Source organism: Porphyrobacter sp. CACIAM 03H1, assembly GCF_002215495.1.
Classification (GTDB): domain Bacteria; phylum Pseudomonadota; class Alphaproteobacteria; order Sphingomonadales; family Sphingomonadaceae; genus Erythrobacter.
In genome coordinates, this window is record NZ_CP021378.1 from 1,800,475 (window position 1) to 1,819,686 (window position 19,212).

20 protein-coding genes are annotated in these 19,212 nt (G+C 68.6%); 7 read left to right on the plus strand and 13 right to left on the minus strand.

Annotated elements, in window-relative coordinates; all coding sequences use genetic code 11:
* The first annotated feature begins 4 nt into the window (after positions 1-4).
* Positions 5-697, plus strand: coding sequence for a hypothetical protein (locus CBR61_RS08610; protein WP_088913986.1), 693 nt, complete (start codon positions 5-7; stop codon positions 695-697).
* 13 nt (positions 698-710) lie between these two features.
* Entirely contained in the window at positions 711-1,025 is a 315-nt protein-coding gene (locus tag CBR61_RS08615) for a DUF1330 domain-containing protein (RefSeq protein WP_088913987.1), read from the plus strand.
* Here the strand turns inward: CBR61_RS08615 and CBR61_RS08620 are convergent.
* The 7 genes from CBR61_RS08620 to CBR61_RS08650 are packed head-to-tail and all read right to left on the minus strand — an operon-like array spanning position 1,006 to position 7,514.
* Positions 1,006-1,605: a VOC family protein gene (locus tag CBR61_RS08620; RefSeq protein WP_088913988.1), complete on the minus strand. Its 600-nt coding sequence runs from the start codon at positions 1,603-1,605 to the stop codon at positions 1,006-1,008. The genes CBR61_RS08615 and CBR61_RS08620 overlap by 20 nt on opposite strands.
* Positions 1,602-2,783: a CaiB/BaiF CoA transferase family protein gene (locus CBR61_RS08625; RefSeq protein ID WP_088913989.1), complete on the minus strand. Its 1,182-nt coding sequence runs from the start codon at positions 2,781-2,783 to the stop codon at positions 1,602-1,604. The genes CBR61_RS08620 and CBR61_RS08625 overlap by 4 nt, the downstream gene beginning before the upstream one ends.
* A complete protein-coding gene (locus tag CBR61_RS08630) occupies positions 2,780-3,700 on the minus strand; it encodes a hydroxymethylglutaryl-CoA lyase (protein WP_088913990.1) in 921 nt (306 codons plus the stop codon). Before CBR61_RS08630 ends, CBR61_RS08625 begins: the two co-directional genes overlap by 4 nt.
* Positions 3,697-4,302, minus strand: a complete 606-nt coding sequence (gene leuD / locus CBR61_RS08635; protein ID WP_088913991.1) for a 3-isopropylmalate dehydratase small subunit — start codon at positions 4,300-4,302, stop codon at positions 3,697-3,699. Before leuD ends, CBR61_RS08630 begins: the two co-directional genes overlap by 4 nt.
* Positions 4,299-5,678, minus strand: coding sequence for a 3-isopropylmalate dehydratase large subunit (locus CBR61_RS08640; RefSeq protein WP_088913992.1), 1,380 nt, complete (start codon positions 5,676-5,678; stop codon positions 4,299-4,301). Before CBR61_RS08640 ends, leuD begins: the two co-directional genes overlap by 4 nt.
* 10 nt (positions 5,679-5,688) lie before the next feature.
* Positions 5,689-6,189 carry a DUF3598 domain-containing protein gene (locus tag CBR61_RS08645; protein WP_088913993.1) on the minus strand — a complete coding sequence of 167 codons (501 nt, stop codon included), beginning with the start codon at positions 6,187-6,189 and terminating at the stop codon, positions 5,689-5,691.
* A complete protein-coding gene (locus tag CBR61_RS08650) occupies positions 6,186-7,514 on the minus strand; it encodes an alpha/beta fold hydrolase (protein WP_233996677.1) in 1,329 nt (442 codons plus the stop codon). Before CBR61_RS08650 ends, CBR61_RS08645 begins: the two co-directional genes overlap by 4 nt.
* A gap of 117 nt (positions 7,515-7,631) precedes the next feature.
* On the opposite strand from CBR61_RS08650, the gene CBR61_RS08655 reads away from it, so the two are divergent.
* From CBR61_RS08655 to CBR61_RS08675, 5 genes are read left to right on the plus strand one after another with little or no spacing between them, the layout of a single operon-like run.
* Entirely contained in the window at positions 7,632-8,315 is a 684-nt protein-coding gene (locus CBR61_RS08655) for an isochorismatase family protein (RefSeq protein WP_088913995.1), read from the plus strand.
* Positions 8,315-9,196, plus strand: a complete 882-nt coding sequence (locus CBR61_RS08660) for a polysaccharide deacetylase family protein (protein ID WP_088913996.1) — start codon at positions 8,315-8,317, stop codon at positions 9,194-9,196. The genes CBR61_RS08655 and CBR61_RS08660 overlap by 1 nt, the downstream gene beginning before the upstream one ends.
* On the plus strand, positions 9,193-10,107 hold the full coding sequence (locus CBR61_RS08665; RefSeq protein ID WP_088913997.1) for a polysaccharide deacetylase family protein: 915 nt from the start codon (positions 9,193-9,195) through the stop codon (positions 10,105-10,107). Before CBR61_RS08660 ends, CBR61_RS08665 begins: the two co-directional genes overlap by 4 nt.
* Entirely contained in the window at positions 10,104-11,522 is a 1,419-nt protein-coding gene (locus CBR61_RS08670) for an aldehyde dehydrogenase family protein (RefSeq protein WP_088913998.1), read from the plus strand. The genes CBR61_RS08665 and CBR61_RS08670 overlap by 4 nt, the downstream gene beginning before the upstream one ends.
* Positions 11,519-12,556 (plus strand): zinc-dependent alcohol dehydrogenase family protein, encoded by a 1,038-nt coding sequence (locus tag CBR61_RS08675; protein ID WP_088913999.1) that lies wholly within the window; start codon positions 11,519-11,521, stop codon positions 12,554-12,556. The genes CBR61_RS08670 and CBR61_RS08675 overlap by 4 nt, the downstream gene beginning before the upstream one ends.
* On the opposite strand, the gene CBR61_RS08680 is transcribed toward CBR61_RS08675, so the two are convergent.
* The 6 genes from CBR61_RS08680 to CBR61_RS08705 form a co-directional block, all read right to left on the minus strand.
* On the minus strand, positions 12,553-13,278 hold the full coding sequence (locus CBR61_RS08680; RefSeq protein ID WP_088914000.1) for a hypothetical protein: 726 nt from the start codon (positions 13,276-13,278) through the stop codon (positions 12,553-12,555). The two genes, CBR61_RS08675 and CBR61_RS08680, sit on opposite strands and share 4 nt — an antisense overlap.
* A complete protein-coding gene (locus CBR61_RS08685; RefSeq protein WP_233996678.1) occupies positions 13,278-14,339 on the minus strand; it encodes a nitrilase-related carbon-nitrogen hydrolase in 1,062 nt (353 codons plus the stop codon). The genes CBR61_RS08680 and CBR61_RS08685 overlap by 1 nt, the downstream gene beginning before the upstream one ends.
* Positions 14,340-14,418: 79 nt before the next feature.
* Complete coding sequence (locus CBR61_RS08690; RefSeq protein ID WP_088914002.1) at positions 14,419-15,999, minus strand: FAD-binding oxidoreductase; 1,581 nt, start codon at positions 15,997-15,999, stop codon at positions 14,419-14,421.
* The gene (locus CBR61_RS08695) at positions 15,999-17,315 is read right to left on the minus strand and encodes an MFS transporter (protein WP_233996679.1); all 1,317 of its coding nucleotides are present in this window, start codon (positions 17,313-17,315) and stop codon (positions 15,999-16,001) included. The genes CBR61_RS08690 and CBR61_RS08695 overlap by 1 nt, the downstream gene beginning before the upstream one ends.
* Positions 17,312-18,127 carry an alpha/beta fold hydrolase gene (locus CBR61_RS08700; protein WP_088914003.1) on the minus strand — a complete coding sequence of 272 codons (816 nt, stop codon included), beginning with the start codon at positions 18,125-18,127 and terminating at the stop codon, positions 17,312-17,314. The genes CBR61_RS08695 and CBR61_RS08700 overlap by 4 nt, the downstream gene beginning before the upstream one ends.
* Positions 18,117-19,184, minus strand: coding sequence for a VOC family protein (locus CBR61_RS08705; protein WP_088914004.1), 1,068 nt, complete (start codon positions 19,182-19,184; stop codon positions 18,117-18,119). Before CBR61_RS08705 ends, CBR61_RS08700 begins: the two co-directional genes overlap by 11 nt.
* Positions 19,185-19,212 lie beyond the last annotated feature (28 nt).

Here is a 19,212-nt window from a genome sequence, read left to right on the forward strand (position 1 = left end):
GACAATGGAATTTCTCGCGAGCAACGAACTCGCCATCCTGCGGTGGATACACATCCTCGCGATGGTCTACTGGCTGGGGGGCGAATGGGGTGTGTTCCAGACCAGCTATCACGTCACCAATCCCGCGCTTTCGCTGGAGGAACGGCGGCGGCACATGGAGACCGCCTACCGCATCGACATCCTCGCCCGGACCGGCATCGTGCTGCTCCTGCCGCTGGGACTGCACATGGGCAAGATCTACGGCTTCGTGCCCATGCTCGAAGGGGCGGGCGTGTGGTGGATGTGGGCCTTCTTCGCGGTCTGGCTGGCGATGACCTGGACGGCCTTCATCAAGCGCGAGACCGATATCGGCATCGCCGTCACCCGCACCGAGGAGGTGCTGCGCTATCCGCTGATCATCGCGCTGTTCGGGGCGGCCGCACTGGCCTTTGCGGACAGCGGCCCGATCACCTCGGGGCCGAGCAACCTGTGGTATCCTTCGAAGATGGGGCTCTATGCCTTCGCGCTGTGCATCGGGCTGTTCCTGCGCCTCGTGATGCGGCGCTGGACCGAGCGTTTCCGGATCCTCGCCATGGGTCCCGATGCCGCGCAGGAGGCCGCGCTCGCCCGCGAGATCGCGCTCGCGCGGGTGGCGGCCTATATCTACTGGATCACCATCGCCTCGGTCTGTTTCCTCGGCGCGGTGAAACCCTTCTGAGGAGAACGCCGCGATGCCCGCCTACATGATCGTCACCGCCGCGATCCGCGACCGGGAGGCCTTCATCGCCGGCTACGGCGCGGCGGCGGCGGCCCTGATCCCGAAGTTCGGCGGCGAATACATGCTGCGCGGTCCGGGCGCCGAATGCCTCGAGGGCCAGTTCGGGGAGGGGGCCAGCATGGTCATCTCCAAATGGCCCGACCGCGCGGCGGCCAGGGCCTTCTGGAACAGCCCCGAATATGCCGAGGCGAAGAAATTGCGCGAAGGGCTGGCCGATGTGCAGGTGCTGCTGATCGACGGGCCCGATCTTATTGCAGGATCTGGTTGAGCTCGATCAGGATCCCGTCGGGGTCGAAGAAGTTGCAGCCCATCACCCGGATCTCCGGCCCGCCGTTCCGGCCCGGATAGGTCTGGAGCCGTGCCTCGGCGGTGAAGGTCACGCCTGGGACCTGCTTCGCCCGCGCGCAGCGGCCCTCGACATCGTCGGTGTTGAGCACCAGCACCACATCGCCCGGGCCCATTCGCTTGGGATAGTCGCCCGCCGGGATCGCGGGATCGACCCACTCCATCAGCCCGACCCAGCCAACCCAAGGGTCATTGGCGTTGAGCAGCACCAGCCGCGCCGTGGCGCCCGGCTCGCCCGCCGGCAGGGCCACGCCCGAGGTCTGGACGGTGGTGTCGTAATTGACCTGAAGCCCGATCACGTCGCGGTAGAGCGCGAGCGACTTCTCCATGTCGCGCACGATGATCGTGGCGCGGCGCACATCGGTGGGCAGGCGCTCCTTCGGCGCGGCGACGCCCGGAGAGGCGGTCGCGGGCGCGGCGGCCGCGCGCGGGGCGCTGCTGCCGATATCGACAACGCAGCCCGCCAGCAGGCTTGTGGCGGCGGCCAGTGCGATCATCCTCATGCGCTCTCTCCCACAGCGCCGCTTTCAATCAGGTCGGCGATCCTGTCCTCGTCGTAACCCAGCCCCGCCAGCACGCCGCGCGCATCGCGCCCGGGCGTCGGGAGCTGCTGCGGCGCGCCGATCCGTGCGCCGCCCATCTCCAGCGGGATGGTGGGCAGGCGGACCGCGGTGCCGTTGTCGAGCGTCACATCCTCCAGCCCCCCGTGCTGGAGGTGGGGATCGTCGAACAGGTCCTCGGGCTTGCCGATGGGGGCGAAGGGGAGGCCCGAACCGTCGAGCCTCGCGATCACCTCGGCCCGCGTCATGGTGGCGACGAGCGCGCGGATCGCAGGGATGATCCGGTCACGGGCCGCCACGCGGGCGTTGTTCTCGCGCAGGGTCTCGTCCGCCCACAGATCGTCGAGCGCGAACAGACGGCAGAACTTCTCCCACAGCGCATCGGTGACGACGCCGATGAAGACCGGCTCGTCCTTCGTCTCGAACACGTCGTAGATCGCCCAGGCCGAGACCCGCGCCGGCATCGGGGCGGCGGGGCTGCCGGTGACGGCGAACTGCGCCATGTGCTGGCCGACGAGATAGGCGGTGGTCTCGAACAGGCTGGCGGTGACCTTCTGGCCGCGTCCGGTGCGGTGGCGTTCCTCGAGCGCGGCGAGCACGCCGATCACGCCGAACATGCCGCCTGTCACGTCGATCACGCTCGCGCCTGCGCGCAAGGGGCGGCCCGGCGGTCCGGTCATGTAGGCGAGGCCGCCCATCATCTGCGCGACCTCGTCGAGGGCGGTGCGGTTCTCGTAGGGGCCGGGCAGGAACCCTTTTTCCGAGCAGTAGACCAGCCCCGGATTGGCCGCCGCGCAGCTCTCGTAATCCAGCCCCAGCCGGTCGAGCGCGCCGGGGCGGAAGTTCTCCACCAGCACGTCGGCCTGCGCCACGAGGTCGCGGGCGACCGCGACGCCTTCGGCGCTTTTCAGGTCGAGGCAGATCGACTGCTTGCCGCGGTTGTACATCGGGAAATAGCCCGCGCCCGAGCCCTTGAGGCGGCGCGTGCTGTCGCCGCCGATGGGTTCGATCCGCACCACCTCGGCACCAAGGCCGGCCAGAATGTGGCCGACCACCGGGCCCATTACCATGTGCGTGAATTCGACCACGCGGATGCCGGCGAGCGGGGTGGGGGCGCTCATGCGGCGATCCTCTGCGCGTAGTCCTTCATGGGTCCTGCATCGGGGGTGAAGCCGTAGAGAGGCTCACCGGGCAGCGCCTCGGCGAGGATCGCACGCACCTCGAGGAGCTTCTCGAGGTCGATCCCGGTTTTGAGGCCCATGCTGTTCAGCATCAGCACCAGGTCTTCGGTGACGAGGTTTCCGCTGGCCCCGGGCGCGAAGGGGCAGCCGCCGAGACCGCCGAGCGAGGCGTCGAAGGTGGTGATCCCTTCCTCCAGCCCGGCCACGACATTGGCGAGGCCGAGGCCGCGGGTGTTGTGGAGGTGGAGCGTCGTCATCCTGTCCGCGCCCACCGCCGCGCGCACCCGGCGCACCAGCCTTCGCACCTGGGCCGGATCGGCATAGCCGGTGGTGTCCGACAGCGAGAGCTCCTGCGCCCCGGCCTCGACCGCCCGTTCGGCGAGGCGCACCACCGCATCCTCGCTCACCGCGCCCTCCATCGTGCAGCCGAAGGCGGTGGAGAGGCCCACGGCGAAGTGAATGCCCGCCTCGCGTGCAACGGCCGCCGCCGCCGCGATTTCGGCCAGCATGGCGGGGTGATCCTTGCGCACGTTCTTCAGGGAGTGAGTCTCGCTCATCGAGAAGGGAATGCTCATCGCGTGCACCCCGGCCTCGGCGGCGCGGGCCGCGCCTTTCGCGTTGGGCACCAGCGCCACGACGTTGAGCCCGTCGATGCCGCGCGCGAAGGCGACGAGTTCGGCGGTGTCGGCCATCTGCGGCAGGAGGCTCGGGGGCACGAAGGAACCCACCTCGATCTCGCGCACACCCGCCGCCGCCTCCGCCGCGATCCACCGCTTCTTCGCTTCGAGCGGCATGACCCGGCTGATCGATTGCAGCCCGTCGCGCGGGCCGACTTCGGAGACGAGGATCTCGGTCATGTGGCGTTCTCCAGATAGGCCCAGGGCCGCAGCTGCCGGTCACCGGCCAGCCAGTCGCGGATCGCCTGCCCCTGCTTCAGGGTGAGGTCGATCGCATCCAGCCCTTCGAGCAGCATCGCCCTGGCTTCCGAATCGATGGCGAAGGGCCAGCTTTCGTCCCCTGCGCTGACGGTCTGTGCGGCAAGATCGATGGTCAGCGTCCGCCAGCCGAGACTGCGCACGACATCCTCGGGCAGTTCGATCGGCAGCAGGCCGTTGCGGATGCAGTTGCCCTTGAAGATCGGGGCGAAGGAGGGGGCGATCACAGCCTCGATCCCGAATTCGGCGAGCGCCCAGACGGCGTGTTCGCGGCTCGACCCGCAGCCGAAGTTCGCTCCGGCCAGCAGCACGCGGGCGCCCGCGGCATCGGGCCGGTTCAGCGCGAAGGCCGGGTCGGCGATCCGGGTGGCGGCGTCGGTGTAGCGCCACGGGGCGAACAGCCCGCCCGCAAGGCCGGTGCGCCCGGTGGTCTTCATCTCGCGGCTGGGGATGATCGTGTCGGTGTCGATATTGTCGCGCAGCAGCGGCACTGCGGGGCTGGTGATGGTCGAGACCGGCTTCACGCGGGTGCCTCCTCGCGGGCGAGGGTGCGCGGATCGGCGATGGCCCCGGCGATGGCACTCGCAGCGACGGTTTCGGGGGAGGCGATGTGGGTGCGGTTGCCGGGCCCCTGCCGGCCCTCGAAATTGCGGTTGGTGCTGGAGATCACGCGCGAGCCCTCGGGGAATCCCTCGCCGCCCGCGTAGAAGCACAGCGAACAGCCGCTCATGCGCCATTCGAAGCCTGCGGCCTCGAACACCTTGTCCAGCCCCTCGGCCTCGGCCTGCCGCTTGACCGCGAGCGAGCCGGGCACGACCAGCGCCTTCCGGATAGAGGGCGCGATCCGGCGGCCCTTCAGGAGCGCGGCGGCGCGGCGCAGATCGGCGATGCGGCTGTTGGTGCACGAGCCGATGAAGGCGGCATCGATCGGCGTCCCGGCGAGCGGCGCGCCGGGGGCAAGGCCGATGTAGTCATGCGCGCGCTGCGGACCCTGAGGCACGGACGCGGTGACGGGGATCGTGTGTTCGGGGCTGGTGCCCCAGCTCACCATCGGCGCGAGCGCGCCGGCGTCGATCGCGATCTCGCGGTCGAAGGCCGCATCGGTGTCGGATCGGAGGGTCGCCCAATAGGGATCGTCGAAGGCTTCGGGGGCGTAGGGGCGACCGGCGAGGTATGCAAAAGTCTTCGCGTCGGGCGCGATGATCCCGGTCATGGCGCTGAACTCGGTCGCCATGTTGCAGAGCGTCATGCGCCCCTCCATGTCGAGCGCCGCCACCGCCTCTCCGGCAAACTCCACCGCATGGCCCGCCCCGCCGCCCGCGCCATGCGCCGCGATCAGGGCGAGCGCCATGTCCTTGGGGGTGACGCCGGGGGCAAGCCGGCCGGTAAAGGTCACGCGCATCGTCTTCGGCCGTTCCATCCTGAGCGTGCCCGTGACCATCGCGTGCTCGGCCTCGCTGCTGCCGATGCCCCAGGCGAGCGCGCCGAAGGCCCCCTGCGTGCAGGTATGGCTGTCGGGCGCGACCAGCGTGATGCCGGGAAGCACGATCCCCTGTTCGGGCGAGATCACGTGGATGATCCCCTGATCGCGGTCGTTGACATCGAACAGCCTGATCCCCGCGGCCCGCGTCGCTGCGCGGGTTTCGGTGATGAAGCCCTCGCCGCCCGGCATCAGCGTGCCGTCGCCGCGCCCCGGGCGGGTGTCGACGATGTGATCCATCACCGCGAAGACCCGCGCCGGATCGAGCACGCTCCGCCCGGTTTCGGCCATGCGCCGGAGCGCCGCCGCGCCGGTGCGCTCGTGCAGGAACACCCGGTCGATCGCGATCAGGTGCGCGCCGCCCGCCGTTTCGGCGATGCGGTGCGCGTCCCAGATCTTGTCGAACAGGGTCAGTCCCATGGGTGCCGCGTCAGCCCTTCGCCTTCATTTCCGCATCCACCGCGCGCCAGTCCCTGGTGACGAAGGTTTCCTGGATGGCGGTGCGCGTTTCCAGCATCCCGTTCCTGATCCAGTGCCACGTGCGGCAGCGGTGCTGCCCGCAATCGGAGATCTGGATCTGCTCGTAGAGATAGAGCGAGGGATCGCCGGTGCGCTGCCAGTAGAGCATCATGGTGCGGTTGTATTCGTCGAGCGGGACTTCCGCCGCCCAGCCCTGGATCAGCTCGTTGTCCCACCAGATGCGCCCGTCGCGGTAGGTCGCGGGGAAATCGCGCACCTCGGTGCGCCCGTCGGGCCAGCGATAGTGATTGGTTTGGCGATAGGGCACCTCCGGGTCGCCGGTGATGCGGCACAGCAGGCGGCTGGCGTGCTCGTCGACCTTCTCGTTCTTCGCGTTGAAATAGGAATAGGTGCCGTCCCACACGCCCTCGTGGCGCGCGAGCAGCGGCATGGCCTTGGCGAAGTCGGTCATCCGGTCTCTCCCTTGATGGTGCTGAGTGTATCATGCCAGCGGCGCGCGGCATCCCCCGCGACGATCCGGGCGCGGGCGCGGCGCTGGAGTGCGGGTGGCTCGAGCGCCGCCGCGTCGAGCGGGATCGCATGGGCGGCGCTCGCCTCGTACCACGGCGCGAAGAAGGCCTCGACGCGGGCGATGGCCCAGGCGCGCTGGAGATAGGCGCCGAAGCGGTCGGGCGTCATGTCGGGATAGAGCCGCTCCGGGTCGCCCGGCGGCGGCGCGGGCCACAGGATCGCCTCTGCCCCGAGCGCCAGCGCCGTCGCCTCGATCGCGCCTTGCAGATCGTCGAAGGGATCGGACTGGCCGTGGCCGGGAACGTCGAGCGCAAGGGTGCCAGGCTCCGGATCGGCCATTTCGCTGGCGGGCGCATGGAGCACGAGACGGTCGGCGCCGCGCGCGCCCTTCCAGTGGATCAGGCCGCCTTGCAGAGCGACCCAGCCTTCGTGCGCATCCTCGGCGATGGGAGGGCAGGGCGCATCGCCACCGTGCCGGCGCAGGAAGGCGAGGCTGGCGTCCTGATGCTCGGCGGGGGTGGCGACTTTCCTCGCCTCCCACCCGGCGGGCATCGGCCCGAGACGATCGATATGCGCCTGCAGGGGATCGCCGGCATAGGCGCTGATCAGACAGGGCGGCACGGCAGCATCCGCAGGCGGAATGTCGCGCGGCGCGCGCAGCACCGCGCCATAGCCCGCCTGATAGGCATTGCCGGCCTCCAGCATCTCCATCACCGCCTGCGCCACCCGTGCAACATCGGCATGGGCCCCGGGCAGCCGCGCTTCCTCGCGCGTGTCGAACCACGGGAAGATCCAGCTCTGTTCGAGCATCCGGTTCCACAGCCAGGCGAGGTGCTCGCCATAGGGCGCGGGGTGGAACTCGGGCAGGTAACGCTCCCCGAAGATGCGCATCTCGGCCTCGCTCCAGATCGCGTAGCCGCCGACCGCAAGCGCGCGGAACCGGTGCGGCTGGCGCTTAAGCGCGGTGACGAGGATGATGCCGCCCGAATGGAAGCCGTAGGCGGGGCAGCAACCGATCCCGAGCGCATCGATCGTCTCGCACAGCGCATCGGCGAAGTCGGCGATCTCGGGCTGGCCCGGCAGCGGATCGGACAGGCCGAAGCCCGGCGTGTCGGGCGCGATGCAGGTGAAATGCTCGCCCCACTGGCGCATCAGCGGCTCGTATTCGGCCGAGGATCGCGGGCTCTGGTGGACCATCAGCAGCGCCGGACCCCTGCCGCAGCGACGGTAGTGCACGCGCCTGCCGGTGCCGGGGATCGTCAGCATGTGCCGCGTTATCATGGCGCAAAAGTTGTCCGGACAAATTTCACTCGACAAGCCTCTACGCCCGTTTATTGTCCCGTGTCAAAGCGGAATCGAACAGGTGCGAGGGACAGCCCGGACATGACGGAATTGATCGGCACGAGAATGATTTCGGACGGCAGGACCGCGCGCCAGCTGTTCGATGAGGTGATGGCGAACCCCGCCCGCCGCAAGTTCGGTTTCGGCAGCAAGCTCGCCATCGTCAATGTCGATGTCCAGCAGGCCTATACCCGTATGGACATGTTCAGGACCGCCTACGAGACCGACCCGCGCCAGATCGAATACATCAACACGATCAGCCGCCTGGCGCGCGAGCGGGGGATGCCGGTGGTGTGGAGCCGCGTCGCCTACAAGGCCGATGCCGGGGACGCAGGCGTGTGGGGCACGCGCACCGATACCGAGGACAGCCTGCAGAACATCAAGTACGGCAGCGAGCGCCACGCCTTCGACCCGCGCTGCGACATTCACCCCGACGATCTCGAATACACCAAGCGCATGCCGAGCGCCTTCTTCGAGACCCCGCTGGCGAGCTACCTGACCTTCCACCGGGTCGATACCGTGGTGGTGACCGGCGGTTCGACCTCGGGCTGCGTGCGGGCCACCGCGGTCGATGCGCTGAGCCACGGCTACAGGACCATCGTCCCGATCGAGACCTGCGCCGACAAGCACGAGAGCTACCACTTCGCCAACCTCACCGACCTCCAGCTCAAATATGCCGACGTGGAGCCCGTGCAGGCGGTGATCGACTGGCTGGAGGCGCGCTGATGCGGGAAGGTGCGGGCGACCCGGAGCTTTACGACTACCATCCCTACAATGCCCGGCCGAAGATCATCTGGCCGGGTGGCAAGACAGTCGCCGTGTGGGTCGCGCCCAATCTCGAATACTACGAGTTCGACCCGCCCGTTCACCCCAAGCGCAAACCGTGGCCGCGCCCGCACCCCGACGTGGTGGGCTTCTCGCACCGCGACCACTCCAACCGCGTAAGCCACTGGCGCATGGCCGAGGTGATGAGCCGCCACGGCTTCCCCGGCTCGGTCAGCCTGTCGGTCGCGCTGTGCCAGCACCATCCCGAAGTGGTCGCCGATGCGGCGGCGCGCGGATGGGAGTTCTTCAGTCACGGCATCTACAACACCCGCTATTCCTATGACATGACGGAGGAACAGGAACGCGCGATCATCGAGGATTCGATCGCCACCGTGCGCGCGGCCACGGGGCAGACGATCCGCGGCTGGCTCGCCCCGGCGCTGACCCACACGCCGCGCACGCTCGACCTGATCGCGGAATACGGGCTCGACTATACCTGCGATCTCTATCACGACGATCAGGTGCAGGAGGTGAAGGTGGCGAAGGGCCGGCTGGCCTCGATACCCTACAGCCTCGAGGTGAACGACCACTACGGCTTCTTCGTCTACAACATGAGCGGGCGCGAATATGCCGAGACGCTGATCCGCCAGTTCGAACGCCTGGCGGCCGAGGGCGAACGCTCGGGCACGGTCATGTGCATTCCGCTGCACGCCTACCTGATCGGTCAGCCGCACCGGATCGGTCCCTTCGAGGAAGCCCTGCGCCACATCGCCGCCGATGGCCGCGCATGGATCGCGCGGGCGGGCGAGATCGTCGATGCGTGGCGGGAGCAGGTCGGATGAGCACGCTGCCCGAAAGCTACACGCAATATCCGCTGCGCCGCGAAGGCTATGACCATGATCTCTACGAATGGTCGAACATGCACGCCCGCCCGCCGCTGCGCTGGCCGCAAGGGTCGGTCGCGGTGTGGGTCTGCGTCAGCCTCGAATGGTTCCCGATCATCCTCGGCGGCCCTTTCGCCGCGCCGGGGCACATGGTCACGGCCTATCCCGACTACCGCCACTACACCGCCCGCGATTACGGCAACCGGGTCGGGGCGTGGCGCTTCCTCGAGGCGTTCGAAAAGGCCGGGGTAAAGGCGAGCTTTGCCACCAATGCCGCGATTGCGGAACGCTATCCCGAACTCGTCGCGGGGTTGTCGGCAGGTGGTCACGAGGTCATTGCCCATTCGACCGACATGAACGGGACGGTGGATTCCACCCTCGATCCCGACGCGGAGCGCGCCCTGGTGGCCGATGCGATGGAGCGGATCGAGCGCGCCAGCGGGGTGCGCCCGACGGGGTGGCTCTCGATCGCGCGCCAGCAGAGCTTCGCGACGCCCGGCATCCTCAGGGATCAGGGGCTAACCTATTGCTGCGACTGGGTTAATGACGAGCTGCCCTATCGCTTCGCCAATGGTCTCATCAACCTCCCGCTCAACCACGAGCTGTCCGACCGCCAGATCATCACCGTCCAGCAGAAGAGCGCCGACAGCTGGGCCGAGAGCTTGCGCGACGCCTTCGACTGGCTGGCCCGGGAGGCGGCGGAACAGGGGGCGGGGCGGATGCTGCCGATCCATATAACGCCGTATATCATGGGCTTGCCTTACCGCATCGGCGCGCTCGAAGGCCTGCTCGCCGATCTTGCCGCGCGGCCCGAGGCGTGGTTCGCGCGTGGGGACGAGATCGTTGCCGCGTGGGAGGCGCAGACATGAAGGCGCGCAATCCCCGCACCGGCGAGGCGGATTTCGCCTTTGCCGAAAGCACACGCGCGCAGATCGCCGCCGAAGCCGCGCGGCTGCGCGCGGTGCAGCCCGCATGGGAATCCCTCGGTCCGGAAGGGCGCGCAGCGGTCATGATGCGTCTCGCCGATGCCGTCGAAGCGTCGGCAGGGAGCATCATTGCTGCCCTGTCGGTCGACACCGGACGACAGGCGATAGCGGCGATCGAGGTGCAGGGGTTCATCGCCAACATCCGCCGCTGGGCGAAACGCGGGCCCGAGTTGTTCGCCGGGTTCGAGCGCGGCCCCAAGCCGTCGCTGACGCCCGGGATAGAGCTGGTCACGAATTACAGCGCCGTCCCGCTGTTCGGGGCGATCGCGCCGTGGAACTTTCCGGTGGTGCTGAGCCATATCGACGCGGTGCCCGCGCTGATGGCGGGATCGGCCACGCTGGTGAAGCCGTCCGAAGTCACCCCCCGCTTCGTCGAACCGATGCGCGCGGTGCTGGCCCGGGTGCCGGACCTTCCGCTTGCCTATGTCATGGGCGGGGCGGACGTGGGACAGGCGCTGATCGAGGAGGTCGACTACGTCTGCTTCACCGGCTCGACCGTGACCGGCCGCAAGGTCGCCGAGGCCGCCGCGCGGCGATTGATCCCGGCCAATCTCGAGCTGGGCGGCAAGGATCCGATGATCGTCACCGCCGGTGCCGACCCGGTATGGGCCGCGCGCGTGGCCTTGCGCGCCTCGATCGTCGCCACCGGACAGGCGTGCCAGTCGATCGAGCGCATCTATGTCGCGCGTGCCATTGCCGAGCCCTTCCTCGCCGCGCTCGTCGCGGGAGCGCAAGGTGTGCGTCTCACGCATCCCGATCCGGCGAGCGGACACCTTGGCCCCTTCATCTTCCCCGACCAGGCCGACAAAGTGCAGGCGCAGATCGACGCCGCCGTCGCCGAGGGTGCCCGGGTGCTGGCAGGCGGCACGGTCGAGCGGCTGGAGGGCGGGGCCTATCTGCGCCCGACCGTGCTGGTCGATGTCACGCCGGCAATGGCGGTGATGCGCGAGGAGACCTTCGGCCCCGTGTTGCCGGTGACGGTGTTCGACACGATCGACGAGGCGATCGCGCTCGCCAATGACAGCGACTACGGCCTGTCGGCGGCGGTGCTGGCGGGCTCCCTCGAAGAGGCATCCGCGATTGCCCCGCTGCTCGATGCCGGCGCGGTGTCGCTGCAGGACGGGGCGCTGACCAGCATGGTCGGCGATGCCACCAACCTTTCGCGCAAGGGTTCGGGTCTCGGGCCGAGCCGGATGGGCGACAGCGGGCTGACGCGCTTCCTGCGCGAACAGGCGCTTATCCGCCAGACCGGCACGCCCTTGACGATCGATGCCTATGCCGAAAGGGGCAATGCATGATGCGCGCATGGGAGATCGGGCCGCGCAACATCGGCAGCCGGGGTATCGGCGGGTTGCGGCTCGCCGAGCGTGCCGCGCCCGATCCGGGGCCGGGCGAGGTGCTGGTGCGGGTCATCGCCGCAGGGCTCAACTACCGCGATCTGATGGTGCTGCGGGGGCAATACGGAACGGGTGTGCCCGACACCCGCGTTCCCCTGTCAGATGGCGTCGGAGAGGTGATCGCTCTGGGCGAGTGCGTGACCGGCCTCAAGCCGGGCGACCGGGTGATCGCGCCGCATTTCCTCGGCTGGCGCGACGATGCGGCCTATTCCCCCGCGGTGTTCGCGCAGGACATGGGCGTGAGCGCGGATGGCTGGCTGGCCGAACGGATCGTGCTCCCTGCGGCTGCGGCGCTCAAAGTGCCGGAGGGGGTCGGGGACCAGACCGCCGCGAGCCTCGCCGTGGTCGGCGCGACGGTGTGGCACGCGATGGTTGCCTTCGGCGGGGCGGGTGCGGGGAGCCTCGTGCTGGTGCAGGGCACAGGGGGGGTCTCGATCTTCGCGCTGCTTCTGGCCAAAGCCCTCGGGGCAAGTTTCGCGATCACCTCGTCGAGCGACGACAAGCTCGCGCGCGCACGGGCCATGGGCGCCGATTACGCGATCAACTACAAGGCCCGGCCCGACTGGAGCGCGGCGCTGCTGGAAGCGACAGGCGGGCGCGGAGCGGACGTGGTGGTCGACACGCTGGGATTCTCCGCGCTGGGAGAGACCATCGCCGCCTGCGCGACCAATGCGCGGATCGGAACGCTCGGCGCGCTCGCGGGATCGCCGCAGGATGTCGCCGGCGCGAGCCAAGGCGCGCTGATCGGCAAGAACATCGCCATCAAGGGCATCGCCAGCGGCAGCCGCGCGATGCTCGAAGCCGCGCTGGCGGTGGTTGCCGAGCGGGGGATAGCGATCCCCGTCGATCACGAATTCGCCTTTGCCGATGCGCCCGCAGCCTTTGCCTGCCTCGACAGCGGCAGCCACTTCGGCAAGATCGTGATCCGGACCTAGCGTTCCAGTTCGACCAACTCGTAGCGGTTCATCATGTAGCCGTCGATCGCGCCATAGACGAAGACCGAATCCGCGTCCGCCGTCACCCACATGTCGTAATCGGGGTGGGTCTTCCCGCCCATGCCGTCACCGCTGTCGTCGACGAAGCGGAAGTGGCGGCAGGCAAAGGTGCCGGCGGCGACGGTCTTTTCCGCCTCGCCGACATATTCGAGCGTGATGAACACCTCGGCGAGCTGCGGCGGGGTGGCGCCACGGTGGTCAGGTGAGGGGAGGAAGACCCTGAGCCTGCGCCTGTGCGGCCCCTTGCTGACATCCATGATCCGCGTCAGGAATCCGTCGCCCGCAATCGGGTGGGTGCCGAAGCCGTCGAAGGCGCCCACGTCCTCGCGCAGTTCCGAATTGCGCCCGATCGAAGGCCCGTAGCTCTCGCAGGACAGGGTCCCGGCAGCCGCGTCGTGACGCATCCAGCCCGAGCCGAGGAATTCGTCGCCCACCGTCAGGTGCACCAGCAGGTTCTGCGGCACCATGCCCGGGCCGATGTGATAGGTCACGTTGCGCAGCACCGTGGGATCGGGCTCCTCGATCTCGCACTGTGCGCTCATCACCACCGAGCCATCGGCATGGTGCGAGAAGTTGAACCACTCGCGCCCTCGCTCGCGCCCCTGCCATTCGGGCTTGGTCGAGGTGTAGCTGATCCGTCCCCTGACATTCCTGTGCCGCATCAGATCACTCCTGCTTTGGCGAGCCGTTCGATCACTTCGGCCTGCGCGCGTTGAAAGTGGTCGCGGTCGGGAACGGCGGGCTTGCCGCCCTCCATCATGCTGTCAGGGCCGCGGAAGGGTTCGGCCGCAGCGGCAAAGCTCTGGGCGAACAGCGCCGGGCGCTGGCGGGCGAGGTAGTTCGTCATCGCCGGCGTGCGGCGCGCCTCGCGCAGGCCGGGAAGGTCGATGGCGGCAAAGGCGGTGAAGGTCTCGCCTTCGCCCGACTGGGCGATCACCCGGCCCTTCCAGTCGACCACCTGGCTGTTCCCATCGGCACTCGCCAGCGGCATCGCCGTGCCCGAAATTCCCGCCGTATTGGCCGAGACGACATAGGCGAGGTTCTCGAACGCGCGGGCCTGCTTGGCGATGTCCTTGTGGGTCGCGAGCGGCGAGCCGATTTCCGAGGAAGAATGGCAGAACACCTCCGCTCCGCGCAGCGCCAGCGCGCGGGCGATTTCCGGGTAGAGGATTTCCTCGCTGGCGATGCAGGCGAGATTGCCGATGTCGGTCCGCGCGACGGGAAAGACGCCTTCGAGCCCGTATTTGTCGAGATAGGCTTCCCACACATCGTGCGGGGAGGGGGCGAACATCGAAAGCAGCCGCCGGTAACGCAGGACAACCGCTCCCGAAGGGGCGATGATGAAGCTGGTCTGGAAGTAGAAGTCCGGAAACGCCGCGTCGGTCTCGTAGGCGTTGCCGGCGAGAAACACCCCCAGCCTCTGGGCCACGCCGCCAAGCGCCTCGTACTCGGGCCCGTCGGCCGCGAAACCCACGCGCGCGGCGAAATCGGGGATGGAGATGCGTCCCGGATAGGACGTGAAGAGATACTCCGGCAGCACCACGAGCTTGACCGGCTTGCCCGCATACTGCGCGACGAAGATCGCGCTGGTGCGGATCTGGTTTTCGAGTTCGGCGATGTGCGCGAGGATCGCCGCGCGCGCTGCTGCAATGTCAGGCAGCCGCTCGAGCGAGCGCGCGGTCAGTTGCATCGCCATTGCGGAATAAGAGGCGGTCTGGGTCACGTCGTCTCCTTGAGCGAATGCGAGCGGTGCGCGGGCGAGGGCGGCTGCGCCCAATCCTGCGGCAAGCGTGCGGCGGCGGTCAATCAGCGGCATCGCCGCCCAGCCCGAGCGCGCCCGGGTTCATCAGGCCTTTGGGGTCCACCTGCCGCTTGAGCGCGCGCAGGATCTCCCACCCGGCCGGATCGTGGCGCTCGCGCAGCGGGTAGGTCCGCGCGATCTGCAGGTGGATCGCCCCGAGACCCTGGAAGATCGCAATCACCTCGCCCTTGAGCCGGTCGACCAGCGCTGTCGCCTCGGGGCTGTCGGCGAGTTTCGGCAGGCGCGCGAGATGATCGGCCTCAACCGCATGGACGTGGAGCGGATTGTGCTCGCCCGGCCAGAAGAACACCGGCTCGATGAGGCAAGACGAGCGCCCCGTCGCCGCGATCAGCGCGCCCGTTTCGACCTTGAGCCGTGCCATCTCCTCGGCGTTTTCGTCCCACAGTCTCTGCAACCGCTCCCATGCCTCCACGAGCCGGGAGTGGGGCAGGAACCCGTGCACCGGCACCCAGCGTTCGCCCCCCGGACCGAGCATCGAATTGGGCGGGGGGAAGGGGTTGGCCCGCAGGACCTTGGGGATCGAGTTCTCCACCACACTGCCGCCATGCTCGCGCACGATCGCCTCGATCGCACGCATGTCGGCCTCGACAGCGCCTTGGTGGCGCCCCTCGGCGATGCAGTGCAGGCTGAAGGGGACCCCGTCGAGAAACGAGCGTCCGGCGAGCGCAACCTTCGCGCCTTCTTTCATCGCCTTGAAGATCCCGCCCGACCTCGCCTCTGCCTTGAGCATGTTGCCGAGCTGCCTGGCGTCCTTGACCAGCGAGTCGCGCTTCATCCTCTGGGCTTGCAGGAACGGATCGAACGCAAAGCTCTCCGATGCGAGTTCCGCCCGGGCGATGGCGCTCATCGCGCGCAGCAGCGCGTCATGCGCCGGGAAGCTGAAGGAGCCGTAGGCGAAGGCAGAGGCTTCGCGCACGAGCTTCAGCCGCACCCGCGCCTTAACGCCGAAGGCACCGCAATCGGCCGCGAACAGGCTGGTGAGGTCGGGGCCATAGGGGCGGAAGAACGCGGAACCGGTCGTGACGATCGTCCCGTCGGCCAGCACCACGTCGAAGCTCACGGCGCTGTCGACCACGCTGCCGGCACGCGCGCCCCAGAAGATGCCGTTCTGGCTCATCCCGCCGCCCACGGTCGCGCGGATGCCGGAGAGTGTGCCCCATGCCATCACGCGCAGGCCGCGGGGCGCGAGCGCGCGGTGGAGCTTGTCCCAGCTTATCCCCGCCTCGACGGTGACGACCATGTCGGTCTCGTCGATGGCGATGATCGCGTCGAGCGCCTCGGTGTCGACCAGCAGGAACGGCCCGCCATCATAGAGATAGCCGCCGGTGTAGCTCATGCCGCCGCCGCGCGGGACGATGGCGATGCCGGCCGCCGTCGCCGCGCTTATCCCGGCGGCGAGTTCCGCGACGCTCGAGGGGCGGAACACCGCCAGCGGGCGCGCGCCGCAGGTCAGCACGTCGTGGCTGTAGAGTGAAAGCGCCGCATCGTCGGTCAGCAGCGTGGCGGCACTGACCGCTGCCGTGACCGCGGCAAGCGGATTGTCCTTTGCGAGGCTCGCCATCAGGCCGGCTCCAGCCCTGCCGGAGCAGGCTCGTCCTCTCCCTCGGCCTCGGGAAGGGTCTGCGGATAGCGGCCCAGCAGCAGCAGCAAGGCGCCCCCGACCACGAAAGCCCCGATCGCAAGTCTCAGCACCGGATCATAGCTCCCGGTCCGGTCGAACGCCTGCGCGTAGATGACGGGCGAGGCGGCAGACCCCAGCCCGAAGGGCATGTAGAGCATCCCGTAGATCCGCCCGTAATTGGCCATGCCGAAATAGCGGCCCGTCAGATAGGCGATGAGGTCGCTCTCCGCGCCGGCGGCGAAGCCGAGCAGGAACCCCGCCAGCGCGGCGAGCGGGAAAGTGATCGAATCCCCCAGCAATATCCACCCCGAGGCGGCCGGAAGGCACAGCAGCGGGAAGGCGACAAAGCCTTGCCAGAAGCGGTCGAGCAGCGCGCCGGTGATGAGCCGTCCGGCGAAGATGCCGATGCCGAGGATGCCCATAACGCTCGCGGCGGTCTTGGCATCGACTCCGCGCAGCGCAAGCATCGTCGGCAAGTTGATGAAGGCCCCCCCGAAAGCGGTCGCGATGCAGGCGATCGAAAGCCAGATGATCCAGAACCGGTAGTCGGTCATCGCCTTGCCGAGCGTCACGCCGGTGAGCCGCCCGCTGGCGCTCTCGATCGCGCGCGGGCGCTCCTCGGGACGGGGTTCGCGGAACAGGAAGAAGGCGACCGCAAGCGCCGCCAGCGGCAAGAGCGCCACGGCGGCGAACATCGCGCGCCAGCCCTGAGCCTCGATCACCTCGACGGCAAAGCGCGGCACGATCATTGCGGCAAGGCTTGTGCCGAGCAGCAGGATCCCGAGGGCAAGACCGCGGTTCTTGTAGAACCACAGGTTGATCGCGCGGCTCCATGTCACCGGGGTCGAACCGATCCCCATCAGCCCGATCACCGCCCACAGGCTGTAATAGATGTAGAGCGCCGCGCGCGGATCGCCCGTTGGCGTGAGCGCCACTGCGGCGAAGGACAGCGCAAAGGCAAGCAGCGACCACAGGGCCACGGGGCGCACGCCGAAGCGGTCGGCCATCCAGCCGAACACCGGGGCGAGCACGCTGGCGATCACACCGAACAGGGTGATCGGCACGACGGCCTCGGTCTGGCTCCAGCCGAATTCCTCGCGAAGGGGGCCGACCGTGAAACCGATGATGTTGTAGGGGATCGGCGAGGCGCCGCACATCACCCCCAGCACGCCGGCCAGCAGGACTTTCCAGCCCTTGGCGAATTCGCCGCGCTCCTCTGCGATCTCGGGTTCGGTCCTTGTCGGGTCGGGGCTCACATGTGCTCCTGTACATGACTGGCGGGGTGGGCTGGCGGAAGGTGACTGAGGCGCGGCAGCGTGTCCAGCAGCAGGCGCGCCACGTCGTCCGGCGCGGTCAGCATCGCCTCGTGCCCTGTCGCCAGTTCGGCATAGGACCAGGTCGGGTCGGACGCGGCCATCTGCGCGATGTAGGGGAACTGCGTCTGCGCCATCGCCGGATCGGTGCAATGCACATAGGTGCGCGGGATGCCGTCGGCGCCGCCGTGCTCGAGCCGGATCGGGTCGAGCCACGTCCTGAGCGGGTGCGGAGTGAGACGTTCGGCCACCCAGTCGTGCAGCGGATGATCCTCCGGAATGCCGAGCATTGCCGGAGGAAAGGCGGCCATCGCGATACCGTCGGGCGCGAGGCGGCGCAGACCGGCCTCGGTGGCGGCAATCGCCTCGGGCGGCCGCGGCGCGCCATAGGTGATCATGCTCTCGCCGTCGCGGGGCAGGGCGGCGTCGAGGTAGAGAATGTGGGCGATCCTGTCCTTGAGCCGGTCGGCCACGCCGGTGATCACCATTCCGCCATAGGAATGGCCCGCCAGCACGATGTCCGACAGATCGCGGTCGGTGATGTATCGCGCCAGATCGGCGATGTGACCGGCCAGCGATATGTCCGCATCGAGCTCGCTCGCCCGTTCGGCAAGGCCCGGCAGGGTAGGGGCGTGGACGCGGTGCCTCGCCGCCTCGATCCGTTCGCGCACCGGATCCCAGCACCACCCGCCGTGCCATGCGCCGTGCACCAGCACGAAATCACGAGAAGCCGGGACGGCGACGTCAGCGGGCACGGTAGAATTCCGTCAGATTGCCGTCGGGGTCGCGGACCGCGAAGATATCGGCACTGCCGATCCCGGTGATCGCAACCGCAGTGGCGGCGTAGGCCGGCGCGACCGAATTGCCTGCCAGGAAGGTGCGGTATCCCTCGAGATCGGTGACCGGATAGCGCAGCGAGATGATGCCCCAGTTGGGCGGCACTGCGAACTGCGAGAGGTCGCGCCCGGCAAAGCCCTCGAACTGCATCATCTCGACCCGGCCTGTCTCGCCCGGCAGCACCGGTTGAGCGACCGCTGCGCGGCGGACCAGGGTGGTGGCGAGGTTGGCAGGCACCGAGAAATTGTTGGCGCGCGGTTCGGGATCGGTGAAGGGCGCATCAAACAGCACCCCGAACCCCAGTCGGTCGCGGTAGAAAGCCAGCGCGGCGGGCTGGTCCCTCACCATGCGCATGGCATTGAAGGCTTGGCTCAATCGGCCCACCGGAAAGCTCTCGAAGGGCGGGGCATCGCGCTGGTAGAGCGCGTAATTGACCCCGTGGGGCCCGCGAACCACGACATTGACGAGATCCGAGCCGCCGAAGCGGAAGGCATAGGGCGGGCTTTCCGCCCACCAACCGCGCGCTATCGCCGCATCGAACAGCGCGGGGACGTTCTCGCTGCGCAGCATGATGGAGAAAATGCCACCCGTGTCCCACGGGCGTGCAGCGAGGCGGATGGGGCGCTGTCCTTCGGCATTGTCGAAGCGGACATAGCGGATGCATCCGGTTTCGGCCGCCGGGGCGCACACGAGAAGGAAGGCGCCCGAGACGGTCTTCGGCAGCCCCCAGTAATCGAGTTCGCCGCGCGAGACGGCGCCGCGCATCCTCTCGCGCCAGCCACCGTCAGCGAGAAGCCATGCCGCGCTCGCGTCGAGATCGGCAACGCTCACCACCGCCTCGGTCCAGGGCGCAACCTCGAAACGGACCGCCGCCGGCGGCGCGGGCGCGTCGGCGGCGGCGGCAGGGCTGGGGAGGAGCGCCGCCGCCACGGCGAGCGAGGCAGCGGCGAGGACACGAGCAGCGGTCAGACGCATCGACTGGGTCCGGATCGCTGCTCTTGCA